This window comes from Stenotrophomonas sp. TEPEL, assembly GCF_004348785.1.
Lineage (GTDB): Bacteria > Pseudomonadota > Gammaproteobacteria > Xanthomonadales > Xanthomonadaceae > Stenotrophomonas > Stenotrophomonas indicatrix.
The window spans coordinates 2175306-2199048 of sequence record NZ_QQXJ01000001.1 but is presented as its reverse complement, the minus strand read 5'-3'; the positions used below and the strand labels follow the sequence as shown (position 1 = coordinate 2199048).

The 23743-nt window shown below is 66.9% G+C and carries 20 protein-coding genes and 1 pseudogene; 5 read left to right on the top strand and 16 right to left on the bottom strand.

Annotated elements, in window-relative coordinates:
- The 14 genes and pseudogenes from TEP_RS19835 to TEP_RS09840 form a co-directional block, all read right to left on the bottom strand.
- Window positions 1–467, bottom strand: a pseudogene (locus TEP_RS19835) (flagellin); the annotation flags it as partial.
- A gap of 72 nt (window positions 468–539) precedes the next feature.
- Window positions 540–1760, bottom strand: a complete 1221-nt coding sequence (locus TEP_RS09900) for a flagellin (protein WP_132825172.1) — start codon at window positions 1758–1760, stop codon at window positions 540–542.
- A 481-nt stretch (window positions 1761–2241) separates the two neighbouring features.
- Window positions 2242–3444 carry a flagellar hook-associated protein FlgL gene (gene flgL, locus TEP_RS09895; RefSeq protein ID WP_132825171.1) on the bottom strand — a complete coding sequence of 401 codons (1203 nt, stop codon included), beginning with the start codon at window positions 3442–3444 and terminating at the stop codon, window positions 2242–2244.
- Complete coding sequence (flgK, locus tag TEP_RS09890; protein WP_132825170.1) at window positions 3441–5321, bottom strand: flagellar hook-associated protein FlgK; 1881 nt, start codon at window positions 5319–5321, stop codon at window positions 3441–3443. The genes flgL and flgK overlap by 4 nt, the downstream gene beginning before the upstream one ends.
- Window positions 5322–5329: 8 nt before the next feature.
- A complete protein-coding gene (gene flgJ, locus TEP_RS09885) occupies window positions 5330–6523 on the bottom strand; it encodes a flagellar assembly peptidoglycan hydrolase FlgJ (RefSeq protein ID WP_132825169.1) in 1194 nt (397 codons plus the stop codon).
- Window position 6524: 1 nt separating this feature from the next.
- A complete protein-coding gene (locus TEP_RS09880; protein WP_240790678.1) occupies window positions 6525–7658 on the bottom strand; it encodes a flagellar basal body P-ring protein FlgI in 1134 nt (377 codons plus the stop codon).
- 8 nt (window positions 7659–7666) lie between these two features.
- Window positions 7667–8359, bottom strand: a complete 693-nt coding sequence (gene flgH / locus TEP_RS09875) for a flagellar basal body L-ring protein FlgH (protein WP_025879104.1) — start codon at window positions 8357–8359, stop codon at window positions 7667–7669.
- Window positions 8360–8381: 22 nt separating this feature from the next.
- Window positions 8382–9167, bottom strand: a complete 786-nt coding sequence (gene flgG, locus TEP_RS09870; protein WP_025879105.1) for a flagellar basal-body rod protein FlgG — start codon at window positions 9165–9167, stop codon at window positions 8382–8384.
- Window positions 9168–9271: 104 nt separating this feature from the next.
- Window positions 9272–10021, bottom strand: a complete 750-nt coding sequence (locus TEP_RS09865; RefSeq protein WP_025879106.1) for a flagellar basal body rod protein FlgF — start codon at window positions 10019–10021, stop codon at window positions 9272–9274.
- A 32-nt stretch (window positions 10022–10053) separates the two neighbouring features.
- On the bottom strand, window positions 10054–11277 hold the full coding sequence (gene flgE, locus TEP_RS09860; protein WP_132825168.1) for a flagellar hook protein FlgE: 1224 nt from the start codon (window positions 11275–11277) through the stop codon (window positions 10054–10056).
- Between the two features lie 32 nt (window positions 11278–11309).
- The gene (locus TEP_RS09855; protein WP_025879108.1) at window positions 11310–11993 is read right to left on the bottom strand and encodes a flagellar hook capping FlgD N-terminal domain-containing protein; all 684 of its coding nucleotides are present in this window, start codon (window positions 11991–11993) and stop codon (window positions 11310–11312) included.
- A gap of 23 nt (window positions 11994–12016) precedes the next feature.
- Window positions 12017–12424: a flagellar basal body rod protein FlgC gene (gene flgC / locus TEP_RS09850; RefSeq protein ID WP_025879109.1), complete on the bottom strand. Its 408-nt coding sequence runs from the start codon at window positions 12422–12424 to the stop codon at window positions 12017–12019.
- Window positions 12425–12427: 3 nt separating this feature from the next.
- Window positions 12428–12823, bottom strand: coding sequence for a flagellar basal body rod protein FlgB (flgB, locus tag TEP_RS09845; protein ID WP_025879110.1), 396 nt, complete (start codon window positions 12821–12823; stop codon window positions 12428–12430).
- Between the two features lie 160 nt (window positions 12824–12983).
- Window positions 12984–13928 (bottom strand): chemotaxis protein, encoded by a 945-nt coding sequence (locus tag TEP_RS09840; RefSeq protein WP_132825167.1) that lies wholly within the window; start codon window positions 13926–13928, stop codon window positions 12984–12986.
- A gap of 132 nt (window positions 13929–14060) precedes the next feature.
- On the opposite strand from TEP_RS09840, the gene flgA reads away from it, so the two are divergent.
- The 4 genes from flgA to TEP_RS09820 all read left to right on the top strand — a co-directional run bounded on the left by flgA (window position 14061) and on the right by TEP_RS09820 (window position 16743).
- Window positions 14061–14717, top strand: a complete 657-nt coding sequence (flgA, locus tag TEP_RS09835; protein WP_132825166.1) for a flagellar basal body P-ring formation chaperone FlgA — start codon at window positions 14061–14063, stop codon at window positions 14715–14717.
- Between the two features lie 75 nt (window positions 14718–14792).
- Window positions 14793–15098 carry a flagellar biosynthesis anti-sigma factor FlgM gene (gene flgM, locus TEP_RS09830; protein WP_025879113.1) on the top strand — a complete coding sequence of 102 codons (306 nt, stop codon included), beginning with the start codon at window positions 14793–14795 and terminating at the stop codon, window positions 15096–15098.
- Complete coding sequence (locus TEP_RS09825; protein WP_025879114.1) at window positions 15095–15433, top strand: flagella protein; 339 nt, start codon at window positions 15095–15097, stop codon at window positions 15431–15433. The genes flgM and TEP_RS09825 overlap by 4 nt, the downstream gene beginning before the upstream one ends.
- A gap of 92 nt (window positions 15434–15525) precedes the next feature.
- A complete protein-coding gene (locus TEP_RS09820) occupies window positions 15526–16743 on the top strand; it encodes an ATP-binding protein (protein ID WP_025879115.1) in 1218 nt (405 codons plus the stop codon).
- Between the two features lie 72 nt (window positions 16744–16815).
- Here TEP_RS09820 and TEP_RS09815 read toward each other — a convergent pair whose 3' ends face one another.
- Together TEP_RS09815 and TEP_RS09810 are read right to left on the bottom strand one after the other, a co-directional pair.
- Window positions 16816–18591, bottom strand: a complete 1776-nt coding sequence (locus tag TEP_RS09815) for an EAL domain-containing protein (protein WP_132825165.1) — start codon at window positions 18589–18591, stop codon at window positions 16816–16818.
- 4 nt (window positions 18592–18595) lie between these two features.
- Window positions 18596–20698, bottom strand: coding sequence for a PAS domain-containing sensor histidine kinase (locus TEP_RS09810; RefSeq protein WP_132825164.1), 2103 nt, complete (start codon window positions 20696–20698; stop codon window positions 18596–18598).
- Window positions 20699–20842: 144 nt separating this feature from the next.
- Between TEP_RS09810 and TEP_RS09805 the strand changes: the two genes are divergently transcribed.
- Window positions 20843–23602 carry an EAL domain-containing protein gene (locus TEP_RS09805; protein WP_132825163.1) on the top strand — a complete coding sequence of 920 codons (2760 nt, stop codon included), beginning with the start codon at window positions 20843–20845 and terminating at the stop codon, window positions 23600–23602.
- Window positions 23603–23743: the final 141 nt, after the last annotated feature.

Genomic DNA, 23743 nt, shown 5'->3' with positions numbered 1-23743 from the left:
GCCTGGCCGGCGTTGGCGCCGACCTGGAACAGCTGGCTGGAGAACGAACCGTCCAGCAGCTTGGTGCCGTTGAAGTCCGACTGCTTGGCGACGCGGTCGATTTCCGAAACCAGCTGGGTCACTTCGGCCTGCAGTGCCTTGCGGTCGCTGGCCGAGTTGGTGGCGTTGGAGGCCTGCACCGACAGCTCNCGGACGCGCTGCAGGTTGTTGCCGATTTCGGTCAGCGAACCTTCNGCGACCTGNGCCAGCGANATGCCGTCGTTGGCATTGCGGATGGCCACGTCGGTGCCGCGGATCTGGGTGCCGAAGCGCTCGGAGATCGCCAGGCCGGCCGCATCGTCCTTGGCACTGTTGATGCGCGAACCGGAGGACAGGCGCTGGATGGTGGTGGCCAGCGAGCTGCCGCTGGTGCTCAGGTTACGCTGAGCATTCAACGACATCGTGTTGGTGTTGATTACTTGTGCCATGAGGAGAGGTCCTTGAGCGGTTGCACGTGAGTTGGGTCAGACGCCCCTGACGTGCTTCAGGGGCGGCTCATGTCAGCGCTGCAACAGGCTGAGCACGTTCTGCGGTACCTGGTTGGCCTGGGCCAGCATGGCCGTACCGGCCTGCTGCAGGATCTGGGTGCGGGTCAGCTCGGCGGTTTCCTTGGCGAAGTCGGTATCGCGGATGCGGCTGCGCGATGCGGACAGGTTCTCCGAGGAGGTCTGCAGGTTGGCGACCACCGAGGTGAAGCGGTTCTGGATCGCGCCGAGGTCGGCGCGCACGCTGTTGACCGATTCGAGGGCCTTGTCGACGATGGACATCGCCTTCTGTGCGCCTTCGGCCGTGGTGACGTTCAGGTCCTTGACGAAGCTGGCCGTTGCACCGGTCAGCGTGCCGCCGTTGGTGCTGGTCTCGGTCAGGCCCAGGCCGGCAATGGTGGCGGCGGTGGCGCCGGCCGGCGGGGTCGCCGCGCTGACACCCAAAGCGAAGGTCTGGCCGTCCTTGACCGAGGCCAGGCTGACCACGCCGGCGTTGACGGAGGCGACTACGCCGGTTTCGCCCAGCTTGTTGTTGATCGCGGCCGCGGTGGCCGAGGTGATCGATTCGCCTGCCTTCACGGTGAAGTCGCTGATGGTGACCGTGGTGGCGGCGCCGCCCGGCGGGGTCACCGAGATCTGCAGGCCGGAGTAGGTGGTATCGGCGGTGGCCTTGTCGGCTGCAGCCAGGCTGGTGCCGGTGTAGCCGTTGGCGAAGCTGGCCGCGCCCAGCGAATCCGCCTTGGCGTTGACCACGCTGTTGATGGCGATGGCCTGGCCGGCGTTGGCGCCCACCTGGAACAGCTGGCTGGTGAACGAACCGTCCAGCAGCTTGGTGCCGTTGAAGTCGGCCTGCTTGGCGACGCGGTCGATTTCGCTGACCAGCTGGGTCACTTCAGCCTGCAGCGCCTTGCGGTCGCTGGCCGAGTTGGTCGCGTTGGAGGCCTGCACGCCCAGTTCGCGGATGCGCTGCAGGTTGTTGCCCACTTCGTTCAGCGAGCCCTCGGCCACCTGGGCCAGCGAGATGCCGTCGTTGGCGTTGCGGATGGCCACGTCCAGACCACGGATCTGGGTGGTGAAGCGCTCGCTGATGGCCAGGCCGGCGGCGTCGTCCTTCGCGCTGTTGATGCGCAGGCCGGACGAGAGGCGCTGGATGGTGGTGGCGAGCGAGCTGCCGCTGGTGCTCAGGTTGCGCTGAGCGTTGAGCGACATCGTATTGGTGTTGATTACCTGTGCCATGGGGTCGTCTCCTCTTATGTGGAACCCGTTGGTGAATGGAACGAAGCGCCGCCTGATTTTTTTGTTTGGCTGTGTGCTTCGCCGTTGCCAAATGAATAACGGCGCTTTGTCAACAACCTTTAGCCGGGAATTTCGTTGCAACCGAATTTCGTCGCTGAAAGCTGTTTTTCCGGGGATTTCCGCCCTGGAGAAGCGTCAAGGCAACTCCTGGTAGGGGCGGTCGGGCATGCCCAACCCACGCTGATGAAGGTATCGGCGGGGCGCGGCTGGGCTTGATGGGCGATCCCGGAACATCCGCCGGGCATGGCCCGGCGCTACCGGGGCCAACCCTTCGGAACATCTGCCGGGCATGGCCCGGCGCTACNGGGGCAAACCCTTCGGAACATCCGCCGGGCATGGCCCGGCGCTACCGAAGGGTTGGCCCTGGTAGCGCCGGGATGCANTGCATCGCGGCCTTGGGTTCCAGCGCTGGCGCGTGGAATCAGCGGATCTTGTTGAACAGCGACATCGACTGCATCTGCGAGAACAGCGTCTGTGCCGCCTGCAGCGCGGTGCTTTCCAGCTGGTACTGGCTCAACGCATCGGCGTAGTCCAGGTCGCGCATCTCCGACAGCGTGGTCTTCAGCGTCACGCCATTGGCCTCACGCATCTCCGCCGCGTTGTCCAGCGCCTTCAGCTGCGCGCCACCGGCAGCGCGCGAATCGATCATCCGTTCCGCCGCGCGGCCGACATCACGCAATGCGCTCTGCAGTTCGTTCTGCTGCGCGGCCATCTTCGCCGGGGTGCCGGTATCGGCATCCAAAGCGGCGATCAGCTTGTCCATGGTGCCGAAGATGTCGCGGCTGCTGGCGGCCTGCACGTTGAAGCTGTCACCTGTTGCTGGCGCACCAGCGATCTGCAGGCGAACGCCATTGATCTCCAGTTCGCTGCCGGCCTTGTAGGTGCCGGTGCCGGTTACGTTGCCGGCACCGTCCAGCACTTCGTACTGGTCGGCCGCGGTGAAGCGCACGCTGAACGACTGCCCGTTCCAGCTGTCGCTGCCATCGCGGGTGATGTTGGTCAGCACGCCGTTGCCGGCGTTGCCTGCCGCTGGGCTGCCATCGACGAAGCCGTCGCCGGTGGGAATGCGCAGGAAGATCTCGCTGCCGGGCAGGGCGTCTCGCACGTAGGTATCCGGGCCGACTTCCACCTGGCGCTGGGTCTGGTCGCCGCGATAGACGACCTTGCCGTCAATCCTGGCGAACGGCGGATCGCTGTCGTTGGTGCCACCGAACACGTAGCGGCCGATGCCGTCGCTGCTGTTGGCCAGCGACAGCAGGCCCTCGCGGATCTGGTTCAACTCGGTGATCAGGGTCTTCTTGTCGGGCGCACTCAAGGCGGGATTGCTGGCCTGGATGGTCAGATCGTTGACACGCGCCATCAGGTCGTTGACCTGGGCCAGGGTGTTTTCCTGCACGCCCAGGCGGTTCTGCACGTTGTTGCCGTTGAGCTTCATGCGTTCCAGTGCGGCCAGGCTGCGGTCCAGGCCCACCGCAGCGCCTGCGGCGACCGGATCGTCCTTGGCGCTGACGATCTTGCTGCCGGTGGCGATCTGCTGTTCCAAGTGGCTGAGCTTGGCCTGCTTGGCCATCATCAGCGCTACCGACTGGCTGTACATCATTCCGGTGGAGATGCGGTTGCTCATCGGCGCACGGCTCCCAGGATGGTCTGGAACATGGAATCGGCGGTGGAGATCAGCTGCGAGGCGGCCTGGTAGGCCTGTTGCAGGCGCAGCATGTCGGCCGCTTCCTCATCGAGGTTGACGCCGGACACTTCGTCACGCGCTGCCTGTGCCTGGTCGGCGATCACCTGCTGCGCGCCCAGCGAATACTCCGCCGAACGCGCTGCTGCACCGACCTGGGTGGTCAGCCCGCCCAATGCGCCGCCCAGCGTCACCGTGCCGGCGTTGAACGCCTTGGCCGATTCCACCTTGGACAGCTTGGTGGCATTGCTGTTGTCCGACGAGCCGGCCGGGGTCGGGGTGATGTTGAACGTGTCGCCATTCTTCGGCACGCCATCGAGCACGAAGCTCCAGCCGTTGGCGCTGATGGTCTGCCCGGGCGTATAGGTCTGCGGTGGGCCGCCATCGATGGTGTAGGTGGTGGCCGAGGTGAACACGATCGCAGCCGGATTACGCAGGTTGGCGTTGGTCGCATCGGTCACGGTCACGCCGCTCAGCTTGCCGGTACCGGTGTTGGCCAATGCGGCTGCGCCCTTGATGGCGGCGGCCGCGGCAATGCGCGACGGATCGGTGATCGCCATCTCCAGGCTGCCGGCCACGCCAGCCGTCGGCTGCAGCAGGAAGCGGTCGTTGGCCGCCGGGGTGCCGCCCACCACCAGTTTCACGCCGTTGATGATCAACGGGTCGGCAGCGGTACCGGTGCCGGTCAGCGGCACGCTGGCGCCGGTGTCGGCGCGGCTGGCGGCCCAGTTGCTGCCATCGAACTTGAGCACGATGTTCTGTGCTTCCAGCTTGCCGAGGTCGCCGTAGCTGGCCGTGATCGCGCCGGTGCCGGTGTTGCCGGCATTGCCGGTGACACGCGGCGTGCCGATGTTGAAGAAGTCGCCGCCCATCTGTCCGTACAGATCCACGCCCTGGCGATGGGTGCTGTTGAACGTCTCGGCCAAGCCCACAGCCAGCTTGCCCAGTTCGGCCTGGGCCGGGGTCAGCACGGTGTCGCGGAACTCGAGCAGGCCGCCGATCTGGCCGCCCACGGCCTTCGGGTCCAGGGTGATGGTGCCGCCCTGGGTCTGCAGTGCGAGCTGCAGGCGCTCAGGCTGGTACGGGTCGGCCACCGTGGTGACCTTCGATGCGGTGGTGCCCACCACCAGCGCCTGGCCGCCGGCGGTGTAGACGTTCATGATGCCACCGTCCTGGATCACCGCGGTGCCGCCGGTGTAGCCCACCAACTGCGAGATCAGCTGGTCGCGGCGGTCCAGCAGGTCGGGTGCGGCGTTGGCGATGTTGGTGCCGATGGCACCATTGATCTGCGCGATCTCCGACGCCAGCCGGTTGACTTCGGTGGCACCGGCCATCAATCCATTGTTGACCTCGCCATTGAGGTTGTTCAGGTGGGTGTTGAGCTGGCTGAAGCGGTTGGCCAGTGCCTTGGCGCCATCGAGCATGTTCTGCCGGTCGGCCGTGCCCGCTGCGTTGGAGGACAGGCCGCTGACGGTATCGAAGAAATTCGACCAGACTCCGGCCACGTTGGTGGCCGCGTCGGAGAACAGGGCATTGACCCGGTCGGCCATGCCCGAGAGCTGCTTCAGGCGTGCCAGTTCGCCGCCGCTGTCGAGCAGGCGCGAGATCGCCAGCTGGTCGGCGGCGCGGCGGATGTCGACGATGCGGGTGCCGTTGCCAACGTCACCATAGCCGTAGTTCTGCGGGGTGGCGGTGGCGAAGTCGACCTTCTGCCGGCTGTAGCCGGGCGTGTTGAGGTTGGCCACGTTGTGGCTGGTGGTGGCCAACGCACGCTGGAAGGCGAGCAGGGCACTGGTACCGGTGGAAAGTACGCTGGACATGGGGTTCCTCAACGACGGGTGATACCCAGCGCCGCGGTTGCGGTGCTGGCGAAGGTCTGGCCGATGCGTGAGCCGGCGTCGGCCACGGCGGCCACGGCGCGCTCGATGGTCGGGCCGCCGGCGATCGCGGCGATCTTGGCCGCGTAGCGCGGGTCGGTGGCGTAGCCGGCGCGTTGCAGGCCGCGCGCGAAGCCCTGCACATCGGTGCCGGCCTGCAGCGCCTGCTGGTAGCGCGGGCTGGTCTTCAGCAGGCGCACGTAGTCGGCAAAGCTCTCTGCGGGCGAGGTGTAGGCGCGGAAGCTGGCGGTCTCGTTGCGGCGCACGCCATCGACATACTCATGGGTGCCGGCGGTAGCGCTCTGGCCCTTCCAGCCGGTGGCCTTGATGCCGAACAGGTTGTGCGAGGTGCTGCCATCGGCATGCTTGATCTGGCGCTTGCCCCAGCCGGTTTCCAGCGCTGCCTGCGCAACCAGGGCGCGGGCGTCCACGCCCAGTTCCTTGGCCGCGCTCTGTGCGTGTTGCCAGATGCTGGCGACGAAGCCTTCCGGGGTGTGTGCGCCCAGCTGGGCGACGGCGGTGCGCGTGGCCAGTGCATCGGCCGGGGTGCCGCTGCTGCCACGGTTGCTGGCGGTCGGCGCCCACTGGTCGCTGGCAGCGGCCCAATCGGCGCCGCCGATGGCACCGGCATAGGGATCGTCGGTCCCCAGTGAACGGTGCATGCCGCTGCTTTCCCGGCCCGCAATCAGGTCCAGCGCCTGCTCCATCGGGGCGACGGAGGACTGCGCGCCATCCTGCACACCGGCCGCCATCTGCTGCAGCATGCGCACGGCCTGGCCGGCGTCCTGCAGCGGCAGCGACGGCGCCGTGGGCGCATTGAGCTGGTAGGCGCGGCTGGCCTTGGCCGGGTCCACCCGGGTATCCAGCGCCGGGCCATCGGCCTGCGCGCCGGACAACTGGCGGGTGATCATGCTCGACAGGCCCAGGCCCTTGCCGCGGGTCATCGCCTCGGCGATCTTCTGGTCGTACATCTCCCGGAACATCTTGTTTTCACCCGGGAACAGCGAATCGCCGAAGCTGGCGTCACGCATGCTCTTGACCAGCATCTGCGCGAACTGGCCTTCAAGCTGGCGCGCGACCTTGTCGATCTTGGCCGGGTCGTTCTGCTGGGCCGGGCTGAGTTCGAATGCGGGAGTGATGCGCATGTCAGATCACCTCGAGCTCGGCGCTCAGGGCGCCGGCCTGCTTCAGTGCTTCCAGGATCGCGATCAGGTCACCCGGTGCCGCGCCCACGGCGTTCACCGCATGCACGATCTCGTCCAGGGTGGTGCCGCCGTTGAACTTGAACATGCGGCTGCCATCGTTGGTGGCGGTGATGGTCGACTGCGGCGTGGCCACGGTCTGGCCACCGGCAAAGGCGTTGGGCTGGCTGACGTTGGTGTTTTCCTGGATGGTCACCGTCAACGAGCCATGCGAGATCGCGGCCGGGCCGACACGCACCTGCTGGCCGATGACCACGGTGCCGGTACGCGAGTTGACCACCACCTTGGCCGGTGCGGCGCCCGGGGTCAGTTCCAGGTTTTCGATACGGGCCAGCAGGCCGATGCGCGCACCGGCGTCGGTGGGCGCACGCACGGCAACCGTGCCGCCGTCCACGGCACGCGCCGAACCTTCGCCGAAAGCATTGTTGAGCGCACCGACCATCCGCGAGATGGTGGTGAAATCGCTGTTGTGCAGGTTCAGGGTGATCTCGCCGCTGGCACCGAACACATCGGGCAGGGCTCGTTCAACGGTCGCACCGTTGGGGATGCGGCCGACGCTGGGCACGTTCACCGAGACGCGCGAACCGTCCTTGCCCTGTGCACCGAAGCCGCCCACGATCAGGTTGCCCTGGGCAATCGCGTAGACCTGGCCGTCGGCACCGCGCAGCGGCGCCATCAGCAGCGAGCCACCGCGCAGTGACACGGCGTTGCCGATCGAGGATACGGTGATGTCGATCGGCTGGCCGGGCTTGGCGAACGGCGGCAGCTCGGCGTGGATCGCCACCGCCGCCACGTTCTTCAGCTGCGGGTTGACGTTGGCCGGCACGTTGACGCCCAGCTCACCCAGCAGGTTCTTCAGGCTCTGCACGGTGAAGGGCGCCTGGCTGGTGCGGTCGCCGCTGCCATCCAGGCCGACCACCAGGCCGTAACCCACCAGTGCATTGCCGCGCACGCCACCCACCTGGGCCAGGTCCTTGATGCGCTCGGCGCTGGCGGGGGCCATCACCATCAGCAGCAGGACCAAGCAGTAGAGCGACGCCATGCGTCGCTGCAGGAAATATCGGAATGAAATCTTCATGGCCATACTCAGAACGGCGTCAGGCCGGAGTTGAAGAAGCGGCTCAGCCAACCCATCGCGTTGGACTGCGCGACAGGGCCGCGGCCGCCATAGACGATGCGCGCTTCAGCCACGCGGCTGGAAGGCACGGTGTTGTCCGCGCTGATGTCGCCGGGGCGCACGATGCCCTGTACCTGCACCAGCTCATCCCCCTGGTTCAGGCGCAGGTTCTTCTGCCCCTGCACCACCAGGTTGCCGTTGGGCAGGCGCTGCACCACCGTCACGGTCACGTTGCCCTGCAGGCGGTTGCTCTGCGCGCTGTTGCCCTTGCCGGTGAAGTCGCGTGCGCCCTTGGCCGTTGCACTCAGGATGTCCTTGCCGCCGAGGGTGACCGGTGCACCGAGAATCGACGGCGTGCCGAGGCTCAGGTTCGATTCCTTGTTGGTGGCGGTGTTGGCGCTGGTCTGCGCGGTGGTGTTTTCCAGCAGGGTGATGGTCAGCAGGTCGCCGACATCGCGCGCACGGCGGTCCGAATACAGCTGCAGGGTCGGGCCGGCGGCGTAGATCGCGCCGGCGGTCGGTTCGGCCTGCGGCGGCATGATCGGCTGCAACGGCGCCATCGTTGGATAGGGGCGCACGTCGCCAGCGATCACGCAGCCACCGAGCAGGGCAGCCACGGCGCAGGCGAGGGCAGTACGGGCGAAGGAAGAAAGGGGCGACATGGCAGTTTCCCGGTGAGGGCCGTCAGAGCTTGTTGCTGAGGTAGCCGAGCATCGAGTCGGTGGTCGAGATCGCCTTGGCGTTCATTTCGTAGGCGCGCTGGGTTTCGATCATCGACACCAGCTCTTCCACCACGTTGACGTTGCTGCCTTCCAGCGCACCCTGCACCACGGTGCCCAGGCCGTTCAGGCCGGGATTGCCGTTCTGCGCCGGGCCGGAGGCCGTGGTTTCCAGGAACAGGTTTTCACCACGTGCCTGCAGGCCCGCCGGATTGACGAAGTCGGTAAGGGTCAGCGCACCCACTTCCACCGATGCCGCACCGTCGGCCATCTTCACGCTGATGGTGCCGTCGGTACCGATGGTCACCGACTGCGCGCCTTCGGGAATCTGGATGCCCGGCTGCACCGGGTAGCCGCTGTTGGTGACCAGCTCGCTGTCCTGGTTGATCTTGAACGAGCCGTCGCGGGTGTAAGCCGAGCTGCCGTCGGGCATCTGCACTTCGAAGAAGCCGCGGCCGTTGACCATCACGTCAAGCGCGCGACCGGTCTGCTGCTGGCTGCCCTGTTCGAAGTTCTTGGCGGTGGCCACCACGCGCACGCCGGTGCCGATCTGCAGGCCGGTGGGCAGCTGGGTCTGTGCCGAAGAGGAGCCGCCGGGCTGGCGCACCTGCTGGTACAACAGGTCCTCGAAGCTGGCGCGGTCCTGCTTGAAGCCGGTGGTGTTGGTGTTGGCGAGGTTGTTGGAAACCACCGACATGCGCATCTGCTGCGCATCCAGTCCGGTTTTCGCGATCCACAATGCCTGGTTCATCTTCGGAGTCCTGTCTGGGTGAAGCCGGCCGCGCGGTGCGGCCCATGGGGGTAGGCAGTGCAAGCGGCGTGCCAGCACCGGCGCAGGCCGGTGCCGGAATTCCGTCAGCTGCCCAGGCGCAACAGGCTGTTGGCGCTGCGCGCGTTGTCATCGCCGTGCTTGATCACCTGCACCTGCATTTCGTACTGGCGCTGCAGCTGGATCATCTGCACCAGCGCGCCTGCGGCATCGACGTTGCTGCCTTCCAGCTGGCCGCTGTGCACCGCCGTGCCCTGCGCCTGGGCGAACGGCTGCAGCGGATCGGTATTGCGGAACAGGCCATCCAGGCCGCGTTCGAGGCGATCATCCGGCGCCTGCACCACCTTGATCCGGCCGATCATCGCCATCGTCTGCGGGCCTTCGCCCTGAGGGATGATCGAGATCGTGCCGTCGTTGCCGATCTCCATCGCCTGGTAGGGCGGAATCGCGATCGGGTTGTTGTTGTCGTCCAGCACCGGACGGCCGCTGGAGGTCACCAGCTGGCCGTTCGGGGTCACCGACAGCGCGGCGCCACGGGTGTAGGCCTCGCTGCCATCGGTGGACTGCACGGCAAGCCAGGTGCCGGTCTGCAACGACAGGTCCAGCGGCTTGCCGGTGATGTGCTGTGCGCCGGCCGTGCGGTTGAAGCCCGCATCGACGTGCAGTGCATCCACCCGCGAGGCAAAGCCCGGGCCACGGATCGGGAAGGCTTCGGTGTTGGCCAGCGCTTCCTTGAAGCCGGGGGTGTCCGAGTTGGCGAGGTTGTGGCTGAGCGTTCCCTGCGCCTGCAGGGAGGCGCGGGCACCGGTCATCGCCACGTAAAGGGCTTTATCCATGCGGGGAGTTCCGTGACAGGGTCAGCAGGTCATCAACGGATGTTGATGACGGTCTGGGTGATCTGGTCCTGGGTCGTGATCATCTGCGCGTTGGCCTGGAAGTTGCGCTGCGCGGTGATCATGTTGACCAGCTGTTCGGTCAGGTCGACCGTGGAAGACTCCAGCGAGCCGGCCTGGATCTTGCCGAGGTTGGAGGTATCGGCGGCGCCGGTGCGCGGCGTGCCCGAATCGAAGGTCTCCACCCACAGGTTGTTGCCCTTCTGTTCCAGGCCCTGCGGATTGTTGAAGCTGGTCAGTGCAACCTGGCCCAGCGGCTTGTCGTCGCCGTTGGAATAGCGGGCGAACACCACGCCGGTTTCCGAAACGGTGATCTCGTTGAGCTTGCCGGCCGCGTAGCCATCCTGCTGGGTATTGCGCAGGGCGAACTTCTCGCCGTACTGGGTCGAGCCGCTCACATCCAGCGTCATGTTCAACACGCCGGCGCCGGTGGTCGGGGTGAAGGTGCCGAGGCTGATCTTGCCGTTGGCCGGCGCGGTCAGCTTGCCGGCGTTGTCGAAGGTCAGCGGGGTCGGCGTACCGGCCGGCTGGCCATCGACGTAGTTGTGCACCGTCCAGGCATTGGTGGCTGCATCCTTCACGAAGTAGGACACCTGGGTGTGGCTGACGCCCAGCGAGTCGTACACGGTGATGCCGCCGCTGGAGTGGCTGTAGCTGTTGGAATTGGTGGGGTCGAAGGGGTTCACCGTCGGCTGCTTGGCATTGCCCGGCAGGGTGAAGCCGACCTTGACCTCACTGGTCTGCTTGGGCGGGCTGTCGGTGGTCAGCAGCTGCAGATCGACCAGGCGGCCGGCGTCGAAGTTGGTGCCGTCGGCGTTCGGAGCGAACACCTGCAGGCGTGCGCCCTGCGGGTTGACCACGTAGCCGGCGGCGTCGGTCTGGAAGTTGCCGGCGCGCGAGTACACGCGTGCACCGTTCATGTTCATGGTGAAGAAGCCCTCACCGGAAATGGCCATGTCCAGGCTGCGGCCGGTCTGCTCGTTGTTGCCCTGGATGAACTGCTGGGCCACGTTGGAGACGCGCACACCCGAACCGATCGCGTTCTTGGACAGGCCGTAGCTGGTGGCGGCGAACAGGTCGGCGAATTCCGCGCGCGACTGCTTGAAGCCGGTGGTGTTGACGTTGGCCACGTTGTTGGCGGTGACGCTCAGGTCCGAGTTGGCAGCGTTGATGCCGGACAGGGAAATGTTGAAGCCCATGGGATGCTCCTGTTGGATGCGGTAGGTGCGGCTCAGCTGACGCGGAGCACGTAGTCGAGAGGGGCCGTGCCCAGGCCCTTGAGATTCAGGTAGAGGCCGTCGGAGCCGACGGTCACGCTTTCCACCGGTGCCTGCACGAAGGTGGACAGCTTGGTGCTCTTGCCGGTGGTGTCGACGTGGTTGGCGACGATGTTGTACTTGCCCGGCTCCATGCGCTTGCCGTTGGCATCCTTGCCATCCCAGGTGAACGCGGTCTCGCCGGCGGCCTTGGCTTCAACGCTGATCGAGGTGACCTTGGCGCCGTTGGCGTCGGTGACGTCCACGGTGACGATGCCGGCGGCCGGCGCGGCAACCGTGCCCTCCACCGAGCCTTCCTTCTCCAGCACCAGCTTTTCCGACGGCACCAGCACCTGGTGGCCGACCAGCGCGGCGCCACGCAGCACCTGGTCGCTGGCCATCGACTCCTGGAAGCCCTTCACCGACTTGTTCAGATCGGTGATGCCCTGCACGGTCGACATCTGCGCCATCTGCGAGACCATCTGCGTGTTGTCCATCGGCTTCAGCGGATCCTGGTGCTGCAGCTGCTCGGTCATCAGGCGCAGGAAATCGGCCTGGTCCAGCGTGTTCTTCTTCTTGGTGGCGTTGCTGTTGGGGGCGTTCAGGCCGAGTGCGGCGTAGACGTCCTGGTTGCTCTGGTTGTTGACGGCAGTGGTCATGGCGGTGTCCGGTGCGGCGGGCCTCAGCGGCCCATGGTCAGGGTGGCCAGGGCCAGTTCCTTGGCGGTGGTCAACATCTCCACGCCGGCCTGGTAATTGCGCGAGGTCGAGATCAGGTTGACCATCTGCGCCACCGGATCAACGTCCGGCTGGTAGATGTAGCCATCACCGTCGGCCAGCGGATGGCCCGGCTCGTAGCGCTTGATCGGCGCCGCGTTGCTCTGGGTGATCTCCTTGACCTGCACCGAGGTGATGTTCGGATCGGTCTTGCTGGTGACCGCCTGGAAGATCGGCTCCAGCGGCTTGTACACCGCGTCGGCCGAGCCGGCGATGCTGTCAGCGTTGGACAGGTTGGAGGCGATGGTGCTCATGCGCACCGACTGCGCCTGCAGCGCGGAGCCGGCGATATCGAAGATCGGCAGGTTGCTCATGGCTTATTGCCCCGTGATCGCGGTGAGCATGGAACGCACCTTGCTTTCGACGAAGCTCAGCGAGGCGCGGTATTCCAGTGCAGCGCGGCCATAGGCGGCGCGTTCGGCATCGGGGTCGACGGTGTTGCCGTCGATGCTGGGCTGTACGCCCTCGCGGGCCACCTGGAACGGGTTGAGGCCACTACCGATTTCGTAGTGCTGCTCGTTGGTGGTGGTCATCAGGCCGTTGGCATCCAGTCCCTGCGCATGGCGAAGGGCCGAATCGAAGTCCAGGTCCTGGGCCTTGTAGCCGGGGGTGTCGGCATTGCCGAGGTTGCTGGCGATCAGCTTCATGCGCTGTTCGCGCAACGGCATTGCCTGGGCATGGACGCCCAGGTAGTCGGTAATCAGGTTGCGCACGGTGCACTCCCACGGGAACGTTGCCCGGGAAGCTGCAAGCGGTGTGCCAGAACCGTGGTGCGCAACATCGCGCTCGCCGGGCATGGCCCGGCGCTACCGTGGGTCGGAGCAGGTGTCTGGTAGCGCCGGGCCATGCCCGGCGCAGGCGCGTGCGGCGGCCTTACGCCGCCATCGCCACCTTGCGCAGGCGGTCCAGCACGAAGTCGGCCAGCTCATGCGGCGAATACTTGGCGACGAAGGCGTTGGCACCCACGCGCTCGACCATCGCATTGTTGAATACGCCCGACAGCGAGGTATGCAGCAGCACGTACAGCCCGGACAGACCGGCATGGCGCCGGATTTCCGTCGTCAGCGTGTAGCCGTCCATCGCCGGCATCTCGATGTCCGAGATCACCATGGCGTAGCGTTCGGCCGGGTTTTCACCCGAGGCATGGATCTGCAGCAGATGGTCCAGCGCCTGCTTGCCGTCCGAGAGCAGGGTCGCGCCCACCCCCAGCTGGTCCAGCACGCTGCGGATCTGCTGGCGCGCCACCCGCGAATCATCCACCACCAGCACCTGCAGCTGCGGGGCATCGGCGGGCATTGCCATGGCCGGGTCGATCACGGCTTCTCCGCGCACCTGGGCGATGTCGGCCAGCACGCTTTCCACGTCGATCACCTGGATCAGCTCGCCCTGGAAGCGGGTCACCGCGGTCAGGTAGCTCGACTCAGCGCCCAGTTCCGGCGGCGGGTGGATGTCTTCCACCGCGATGTTGACGATGCGCTCCACGCCACTGACCAGGAAACCCTGGATCGAGCGGTTGAACTCGGTCACCACCAGGTAACCGGGTGCGGTGTCAGCGTCGGGCTCGCGCTCGGGGTGGCCGATGGCCAGGCCCAGGTCCAGCACCGGCACCGAACGGCCGCGTACGTCGGCCACGCCGGCGAACTGGCCGGGCAGGCCGGGCACCTGGAACAGTTCCGGGCGGCGCAGCACTTCCTGCACCTTGAAGACATTGACGCCAAAAAGCTGACGTCCGCCGAGGCGGAACAGCAGCAGCGCCAGGCGATTGTGGCCGGCCAGTCGGGTTCGCTGGTCGATCCGGTTGAGCAGGTCATGGGACATGGCTGCTGTATCGGCGCGGGCAGGGTGGAACTTGAGGGCCAGTGCAGGGCCGCGGCCGGGAAGCTGTCCGCCCTGTGCCTGTGGCACGCAGCTTGCACGCGTCTGGGCCAGGTCTTACCGACAGGAGGCGCCATGCGCCGCATTGTTCTTTTCCTTGCCACTGCCATGGCCGTGGCCACGCCGTGGGCAACCGCAGCCGACTGGCAGCCGGTGGCCAGCATCCGTGCGGCCGCGTTGTCGACCCTGGCGGCCGGCACTGAAGGTGAGGCCGTGGTTGCTGATGCGCTGCGCCTTCCGCGGTGCGGCGGTGCCTTGCAGGTGCAGCCCACGGCCAACACCACCGTGGAAGTGAGTTGCCCCGACGCCGGTGGCTGGCGCCTGTTCGTGCCGGTGAAGGTGCGCCGCAACCAGACCGTGCTGGTGCTGACCCGTGGCATCGGCACTGGAGAATCCATCGCCGCCGCCGATATCAGTACTGCCCAGCGTGACGCGGCACGGATTGCCGGTGCAGTGCTGGCGGATCCTGCCGCAGCGATCGGCCGCATCGCCCGTCGGCCGTTGCCGGCGGGAACACTGTTGTCGAGCAACGATCTGGTTGCACAGCGTCTCATCAAGCGAGGAGACAGTGTGGCACTGGTATCGCGGCGTGGTTCGGTCGAGGTCCGCATCGCCGGACGCGCACTGGGCGATGCCGGGCAGAATGAGCGCGTCTCGGTGGAAAACCTGTCCTCGCGCCGCATCGTGCAGGGCACGGTGGACGCGACCGGTGACGTAATCGTGGCGCGTTGAAATAATGCAGAATTCCCCTAAAGATCACGGCCCTGCGGCCGTTATCCCTTGTGTACGGCAACTCCAGGACACCCCATGAGCCAGAAAATCGACGGCAACCTGCAGGTCCCCCAGGCACTGCGCAGCGTGACCACCCCGGCCGCCAAGCCCGGCGTCAGCACCGATTCGGCGGCACGTCCAGTCGAGGCGGCCGACAGCCTGCGCCTGACCGGCGAAGCCACCAACCTGCAGGCCATCGAGCGTGAGCTGAGCACCGCCCCGGCGATCGACGCCCAGCGTGTTGCAGCGGTGCGCGAATCGCTGCAGAACGGCACCTACAAGATCAATCCGGACGCGATCGCTTCGCGCATGCTTGAACTGGACCAGCAGCTGCAAGGATGACCGCGGCGATGAGCGAGCCGCTGCAGCGCCTTGCCCAGGCCCTGGACGTTGAACGCCAGGCCCTGGTCGAGCACGACGTGCATGCCCTGATCCGTGCCACCGGTGCGAAGCTGGAAGCGCTGCGTGCGCTGGAAGGCGCGCCACCGGTGGGCGAGGGCGAGCAGCTGCAGGAACTGGCCGAGCGCAACCGCGCCAACGGGGTGCTGCTGTCGCGGCGCCGGCGCGAGGTCAACTGGGCACTGCGCCAGATGGGCCGCACCGAAGAGTCCTCGGCATACGATGCCAAGGGCCAGTCGCATACCGTCACCGCGCGGCGGCCACTCGCCGTCGCCTGACAGGACCGGCGGTCGGCTGACCGCCCGATGGCGGCTGTAGGCCGCCGCATGAACGCGTATATTGGGCGCCTGTTTGATCGCCCCGAGCCGCCGTGTCTGCCGCCAACGTTCTGGTTACCGCCCCCCTTCCGCCGCAACCGGTGCTGCAGGCCCTGCTTGAGCGCCTGCGCGAAGGCCTGCTTCTGTTCACCGAAGATGGGCAGGTCGCCCTGGCCAACCCGGCCGCGCAGAGCCTGCTGGGCAGCGATGAAGGCACCTTGCCGCCGCCGCAGCGCCTGCGCCAGCTGCTGCCACCGGATGCGCTTGAACACGCGCGCCAGCATGGTCACTGGAACGGCAGCCTGCCGCTGGGCGAGGGCGTGGTCATCGCCCATCTGTACTTCCATGGCGAACCCGGTTCGGGGCACTACCTGGCCTTGTTCCGCCATATCGAAGGCCAGGAAGACTACGAACGCGAACTGCAGCAGCGCCATGCCGAACTGCGCCAAGCCTACCTGCGCTTGAACGGCACCCAGGAAAAGCTGCTGCAGTCGGAGAAGATGGCCTCCATCGGCCAGCTTGCCGCCGGCGTGGCGCACGAGATCAACAACCCGATCGGCTACGTGCATTCCAACCTGGGCAGCCTGCAGGAATACCTGCGCAGCCTGTTCACGGTGATCGAAGCCTACGAACGCGCCCTGCGTGCGCCCGACCCGAAGGCGCTGATTCCGGAAATCGACGATATCCGTGACCGCCTGGACATCGATTTCATCAGCCGCGATCTGCCGCAGCTGATGGCCGAGTCACGCGAAGGCATCGAGCGCGTCACCCGCATCGTGCGCGACCTGAAGGACTTCTCCTATTCCGGCCGCGACGAGTCGTGGAAGCTGGTCGACCTGCATTCCGGGCTTGAGTCGACCATCAACATCATCTGGAACGAACTCAAGTACAAGGTGCACCTGGTGCGCGAGTTCGGCCAGCTGCCGCTGGTGGAATGCCTGCCCTCGGAGTTGAACCAGGTCTACATGAACCTGCTGCTCAACGCCGGCCACGCCATTGCCGAGCGCGGCACGATCACCGTGCGTACCGGCGTGGACGGCGACACGGTGTGGGTCGAGTTCGAAGACACCGGCGGGGGCATTTCGCCGGAACTGCGCCAGCGCATCTTCGATCCGTTCTTCACCACCAAACCGGTGGGCAGCGGTACCGGCCTGGGCCTGTCGATCTCCTACAGCATCATCAACAAGCACCACGGCCGCATCGATCTGGACAGCACCCCAGGCGTCGGCTCGCGCTTCCGCCTGGTGCTGCCGATCAAGCAGCCGCGCTGATCGTGGTCGCCGGGCATGGCCCGGCGCTTTCCCTGGTGCCCGGTAGTGCCAGGCCATGCCCGGCGGATGCGGTCACCGCAGCGGCGAACGATCCTCACCGCCGTCGGCCGGTTCGACAGCCGCCAGGCCACCGTTGCTGCGCCGCTGTTCCTCGTACGTGCGGAAGGCCTGGTGGATGTGCTTGCGCAGCTCGTCGTCGTTCCACGGCTTGGTCAGGAACCGGTAGATCGCACCGCGGTTGATCGCATCGGTCACCGTGTTGAGGTCGGTGTAGCCGGACAGCACCAGCCGGATCGTGTCCGGGTACAGCATCTTCACCCGGCCCAGGAACTCGGTGCCGCTCATGTCGCTCATGCGCTGGTCGGACAGGATCACCTGCACATCGTTGATGGCCAGCAGATCGAACGCATCGCGCACGTTGCCGGCCGCCAGGATGCGGTACCCATCGCGGCGGAACAGGCGCACCAGCGAGCGCAGCACGTTCTCCTCGTCGTCCAGCAGCAGCAGGGTTCGGTCCGGGCGGGTTTCGGCGAACGCCTCGGGACGCAGGTAGCGGCGGCGCAGGGTCATGCCGGCGGCATCGGCGGACATCGGTTCGCCGAACAGGTAACCCTGGAACACGTCGCAGTCGTTGCGGCGCAGGAAGCCCAGCTGTGCCTGCGATTCCACGCCGTTGGCGATCACCGTCATGCCCAGCTGGTGGCCCATCGCAATGATCGCGCGCGCGATCGCCGCTTCACGGTTGCCGGCCGGGGCGCTCTTGATGAAGCTGCGATCGATCTTCAGCTTGTCCACCGGGTAGCGCACCAGCGCACTCAGGCTCGAATCGCCGGTGCCGAAGTTGTCCAGGCTCAGGCTGATGCCTTCGTTGCGCAGGTTGGCCAGCGTTTCGTGGACGAAGTTGACGTTGTTGGTCAGCGCGCTTTCGTTGATTTCCAGTGTCAGCATCTGCGCCGGCACGCCGGACGCCTGGATCACGCCCATCACTTCGGCAAAGAAATTCGGGCGCAGCAGTTGCAGGGTGGACACATTCACCGCGATGGTGAAGTCATCAAAGCCCTGGTCGCGCCACAGCCGGGCCTGCTTCAACGCGCCTTCCAGCACCCACGTACCAATCTGCACGATGATGCCCAGGCGCTCGGCGGTGCGCATGAAACGCTCCGGCACCAGCATGCCCAGGGTCGGCGACTGCCAGCGCAGCAGCGCCTCCATGCCCACCACATGGCCATCGCGGGCACTGACCAGCGGCTGGTAACGCAGCTTCAGTTCGCCATTGGGAATGGCATCGACGATCTGCCGCGCGATGATGCTCTCGCTGTGCGCGCTCGGCGGCGTGTCCAGCGCGTGGATGCGCACTGCATTGCCGCCTTCGCGGGCGGCCTGGTACAGCGCGTCCTCGGCATGGTCGAGCAGGCGCGAGGCATTGCTGGCGTGCTCCGGGCACAGGCTCACGCCCAGCTTGCCGGTCATGAACAGCGTATAGGGCAGTACCGAGAGGGGCAGTTCCATCTGCTGGCGGATCTCTTCGGCGAAATCCTCGGCCAGGGGCAGATCGGCGGTGCGCGGCACGGCAATCAGGAACTCATCGCTGCCATGCCGCCACAGCATGCCGCGTCCGCGCAGGTAGGACTGCAGGCGCTGGGCCACCAGCACCAGGGCCTGGTCACCAACCTCCGCACTCATGTTCTCGTTGACCGAGGCGAAGTGGTCGATGTCCACATGCATCAGCATCAGCGGGGTACCTCCCGAGGCGGCTTCGGCGACCATCGCCTGCAGCTCGGGGTTGCCGGCGCCGAGGCGATCAGGTGCATCATCGATGCTGACCGGGGGCAGGTTGGGGTTCCACATGGGCTCAGTATTCCGCTGACTCGACGGCCGCCGTAACAGCGGCCTGGTAAGGAAGGTGCACATCGACAAGGGTGCCGGCGCCGTGCGCCGACTCGATCCGCACGTGGCCGCCCACGCTCTGCGCACGCTCGCGCATCACGATCAGGCCCAGGCCGCGCGGGCCATCCGGGTCGAACCCCTCGCCATCGTCACGGATCATCAGGTGCAGCCCGCGCTGGTCGACGTCGCGCAGCTGCAGCACCACCTGGCTGGCGCGTGCGTGGCGCAGTGCATTGGTCAGGCTTTCCTGGGCGATGCGGAAGCAGGCCTGCTCGATGCTGTTGTCCGGGCGCGTGGGCAGCGATTCGATCTCGGCCTGCAGCTCGACGGTGGATGAGCGGAACAGCACGCGCGCCTGCCAGCTCAATGCCGCTTCCAGGCCCAGTGCATCCAGCTGCGGCGGCCGCAGCAGGGTGGAGATGTCGCGCAGTTTGGCAACGGTGGTATCGGCCAGGCTGACGATCTGCGCCAGGTCCTCGCCGCGCCGCTGCGCATCGTCCTCGTCCTGCGCCGCATAGGCCGACAGCTTGATCGCGGTGATCGCCTGGCCGATGTCATCGTGCAGGTCGCGCGAGATCGCCCGGCGCTCGTCCTCCTGCAGCGAGAACAGGCGGCCGGCCATCGCCTGCAGCTCGCGGTTGCTGGTCTCCAGCGCGCTTCGGGTCTGTTCGGATTCACTCAGGTCGCGCACGATCAGCAGCTTGCAGTCGCGGCCGCCGTAGCGCACGTCGCCCACCGCAATGCCAGCCTGGAAGCTGCGGCCATCGGCGCGCTGCATGGCCACCACGCTGCTGTGGCCCGGGCTGTGCTGCGGCTGCCCAGCGCGCATCTGCGCGCGCATCCGGGCCAGGTCGCCGCCTGCCACCAGGGCCGACAGCGGCTCGCCCAGCAGCGTATGGCTGCCGTAGCCGAACAGGCCGGCCGCCCACGCATTGGCATACAGCACATGTTCGTCGGACAGGATCACCACGCCATCGGGCAGCACCCGCACCAGCTCGCGGAACTGCTCTTCGCGTTCGCGCAACAGGCGCCGCGACTGCTCGCGCTCGGTCACGTCCTGCAACGTGCCCAGTATCCGGTCACGGCCGGCTTCATCCACACCGCTGGCGGCGCGCAGGTGCACCATCAGCGCACGGCCATCCATTGCCAGTACCGGCAGCAGCACGTCCACCTGCACCTGCTCACCCGAGCACAGCTCGGCCAGCACCTGGTCGGTCTGTGCGGCCGTGGCCGGGTCGGCTGCCACCAGCAGCTCGTCGAAACGATGCCAGCGTCGCGCCTCGGGCGGACGACGGCCCAGCAGGCGATAGACCTGGTTGGAGTAACGGCCCTGGCCGGTGGACGGGTCCAGCTCCCACGCGCCGATCCGGGCCAGCTCGTGGGCTTCTTCCACGCGGGCCAATGCCTGGTCGCGCCGCAGCTGCGCCAGGTCTTCGGCGGTGCGGTCGATGGCGATCAGCAGGCGCGCGGTGTGACCGTCGTAGTCGATCGCGTTCGAACGCAGTTCCATCTGCCGCAGGCTGCCATCTCGCAGCTGCAACTGCGCGCGCAGGATGCACAGCTGCTCGGGCGCGCCGCGGATCTCCTCCAGCTTGGTCTGCAACGCCTGGTCCTGGCCGGGTGGCCAGAGCACGTCGATGGTCTGCGCCAGAAGCGCCTCGCGGTCCCAGCCGAAGGTGCTGCAGGCGGCCGGATTGGCATCGAGGATGGCCAGGCTGTCCAGGTCATACACCAGGATCGGGCCCGGGTTGCCCTCGAACATCTGCCGCAGGCGCAGTTCGGAGGCCTGCAGGCGCGCATGGGTGTGCAGCACGTGCTCGGCCAGCGGCCGCAGCAGCAGGTACAGCAGGCCCGCGCTGGCCAAAGCGAAGAACGCGCCCTTCATGCTCTGCCAGAGCGCCGCCTGCTGCGGGTCGGGCACCAGCGTGGTCACCGCGCCGTCGGTGGCGATCATCCAGGCCAGCGCCATCGCCAGGTAGCTCAGCACGATGCGCCGACGGTCGCGCCCCAGCGCCTGCGCCATCCGCGGGTCGGGAACAGGGGCGGTGCCGGTCGGTTCTACGGGCATGGACAGGGCAGGGAGGCGGGCAGGGAAGAAGGGGTGCTGGCCATCTTACCGCGCAGCTGTGCCCTGGCCACTCAATTATCCGCCGCAGGCGCCGTTAACCACTGCGTGCCCCGCTGTCGGGCGTTTCATCCGGAGCAAGATCGCGTGGACCAAGGGATCATCGCCAGCCTGCTGCAGCATCCGCTCGCCTCGGCGCTGGTCATCGTCGACCGCAGCGGGCGCCCGCTCGCGGCCAATCCGGCTGCGCGCGAGCATGGCCTGCCGGCCACGGTGGCCGCCTACGCGCCGATGCTGGAAGACCTGCGCCTGCTGGCCGCCGACGGTGGCATCGTCGCCTGCACGCTGCCGGGCGGCCCGCGCGGCCATTACGATGGCCACCTGCGCGCCGTGCATGACGGCAGCGGCAATCTGCTCGCCTTCACCCTCAGCGTGCCCGAGCCGGTGCCGGTTGATGGCGGCGGTCGCTGGGAGCTTGCACTGGACAGCGCCGGCCACAGCCTGTGGGACTGGGACATCCCCAGCGACCGGGTGGCGCGCACGCCCGCGATGGGCGAGGAAACGGCCACCCAGATGCTGGCGCGCGTGCACGCCGACGACATCACCCAGGCGCGCGCCGCGCTGGATGAACACCTGCACGGCGGCAGTGAGCAGTACAGTGCCCAGTTCCGCTTCCGCCAGGCCGATGGCCAGTGGCGATGGGTGCTGGACCGCGGCCGGGTGGTGGCCCGTACCGCCGATGGCCAGCCGCTGCGCATGGTCGGCACCCATACCGACATCGAGCAGCAGAAGCAGCTGGAAGCCCTGCTGCAGGAGCAACAGCTGCATCTGCGCGAAGCCCAGCGCATCGCCAGCATGGGCAGCTGGTCGTTCGATCCGCACAGCCGCCAGTTCTGGTGGTCGCCGGAACTGCGCTCGCTGCTGGCACTGCAGCAGGACAGCATCCCGGGGCAGCGACGCTGGCTCAAGCAGCTGCACCCGCGCTCACGCGGTGCACTGCGTGCGGCCTGGCGGCGCCTGTGGCGCGAGGGACGGGCCGCCAACCTCGAACTGGACTTGACCCGTGGCAACGGGTCCTCGCAGCACCTGCGGTTGTGGATGCAACCATTGCTGGACATGGACGGGCAGCCCAAGCGCCTGCTGGGGCAGGTGCAGAACATCACCGAACAGCATCAGACCGACGCCCTCATCCGCTGGCGTACCGAACTGCTCAACCGCGTGTCCGCGCTGGGTCGCATCGGTGGTTGCGAGATCGAAGTGGCGACGCGCAACATGCAATGGACCGAGGAGTGCTATCGCATCCACGGCCTGCGCAAGGAGCCGATCACCCTCGACCAGGCGCTGGCACTGTACGCCGAGGATTCACGTGCGGCGTTCGAAGCGGCGCTGGGGCGGATCGCCGGTGGCGGCCTGCCCGAGCAGCTGGATCTGTGCTTCTACCGCCAGTCCGGGTTGCGCGTATGGGTGCAGGTGCTGATCGAACTGGACCGTCGTGATGGCCTGCCGCCGCGCTTCGTGGTCCTGTTCCGTGACATCACCCGCGAGCGCGAAGCGAACGAGCGGATTGAACTGCTTGCCCACTACGATCTGCTGACCGGACTGCCCAACCGGGTGCTGCTGGGCGAGCAGACCTCCGAAGCCATCGAGGAGGCGCGCGATCGCGGGACCTCGCTGGCGATGCTGTTCATCGACCTGGACGGCTTCAAGAACATCAACGACAGCTTCGGCCACGCCACCGGCGATGCGCTGCTGAAGGCCGCCGCCACCCGGCTGCACCAGAACCTGCGCAACAACGACCTGTTCGGCCGCTTCAGCGGCGACGAGTTCATCGTGGTGCTGCGCGACCTGGCCGAACCGGAAGATGCCGGGCATGTGGCGCGCAAGCTGATCAATTCGCTGGCCGAGCCGCTGCGCCGTGGCGACACCACCTTGAAAGTGGGCGCCAGCGTGGGCATCGCCATGCTTGGAGAGAGCCAGACCGACTTCGACTCACTGCTGCGCGCTGCCGACGCGGCGATGTACGCGGCCAAGGAAGCCGGTCGCAATACCTATCAGTACTACAGCCAGGACGCGCTGGCGCGGATCCAGCGCCGGCTGGAGATCGAGCACGGCCTCCACGGCGCCATCGAGCGCGACGAGTTCAGCTTGGCCTATCAGCCACTGCTGCACGCCCATCACGGCGAGCCGCCGGCAATCGAGGCGTTGCTGCGCTGGCATCGCCCGGGCATCGGCTACTGCAGCCCGGCAGAATTCATTCCGATCGCCGAAAAGTGCGGCGAAATCGTCCGCATCGGCGACTGGGTATTGTCCGAAGCCTGTCGCCAGGCAGCCGCGTGGGATCGTGCCGGCCTGCATTTCGAGCGCATTGCCGTAAACGTGTCGGCGGTGCAGCTGCGTGATCGTGGCTTTGCCGAGCGTGTGATCGAGATCTGCCACGCGCATGGCTGGCCACCGCAGCGGCTGGAACTGGAACTGACCGAATCGGCGTTGATCCGTGACACCGACATCCTGCGCCACTGCTTCGATGTGCTGGAACGGCACGGGGTGCCGCTGGCGGTGGATGACTTCGGTACCGGCTTCTCCAACCTCAATTACCTCAATCGTTTCCCGGTCGGCCGCCTGAAGATCGACCGCAGCTTCGTGCAGGGCATGCTGCATGATTCGGGCACCGCCGAGGTGACCCAGGCCATCGTCCATCTTGGTCACGCCCTGGGCATGAAGGTGGTGGCCGAGGGCGTGGAAACGCACCAGGAAGAAGACATGCTGCGCCGCCAGGGCTGCGACGAGATCCAGGGCTACCTGTACTCGCGCCCGCTCACACCGCGCGACCTGGCGCAATGGTTGCGTCAGCAGCACCTCGCACCAGGCTGCGCCGATGCCGCCAGCGAAGTGATGCTGGCGCGCTGAGGCGCCGCGACCCTGCTCTGGTGGGTGCCGACCTTGGTCGGCACTGATGCCTGCACGCGCGATCCTCCACGCATGGCGTGGATCCACCGGAGCCTGGAATGGTAGGTGCCGACCGTTGGTCGGCATGGATGCCTGAGATCG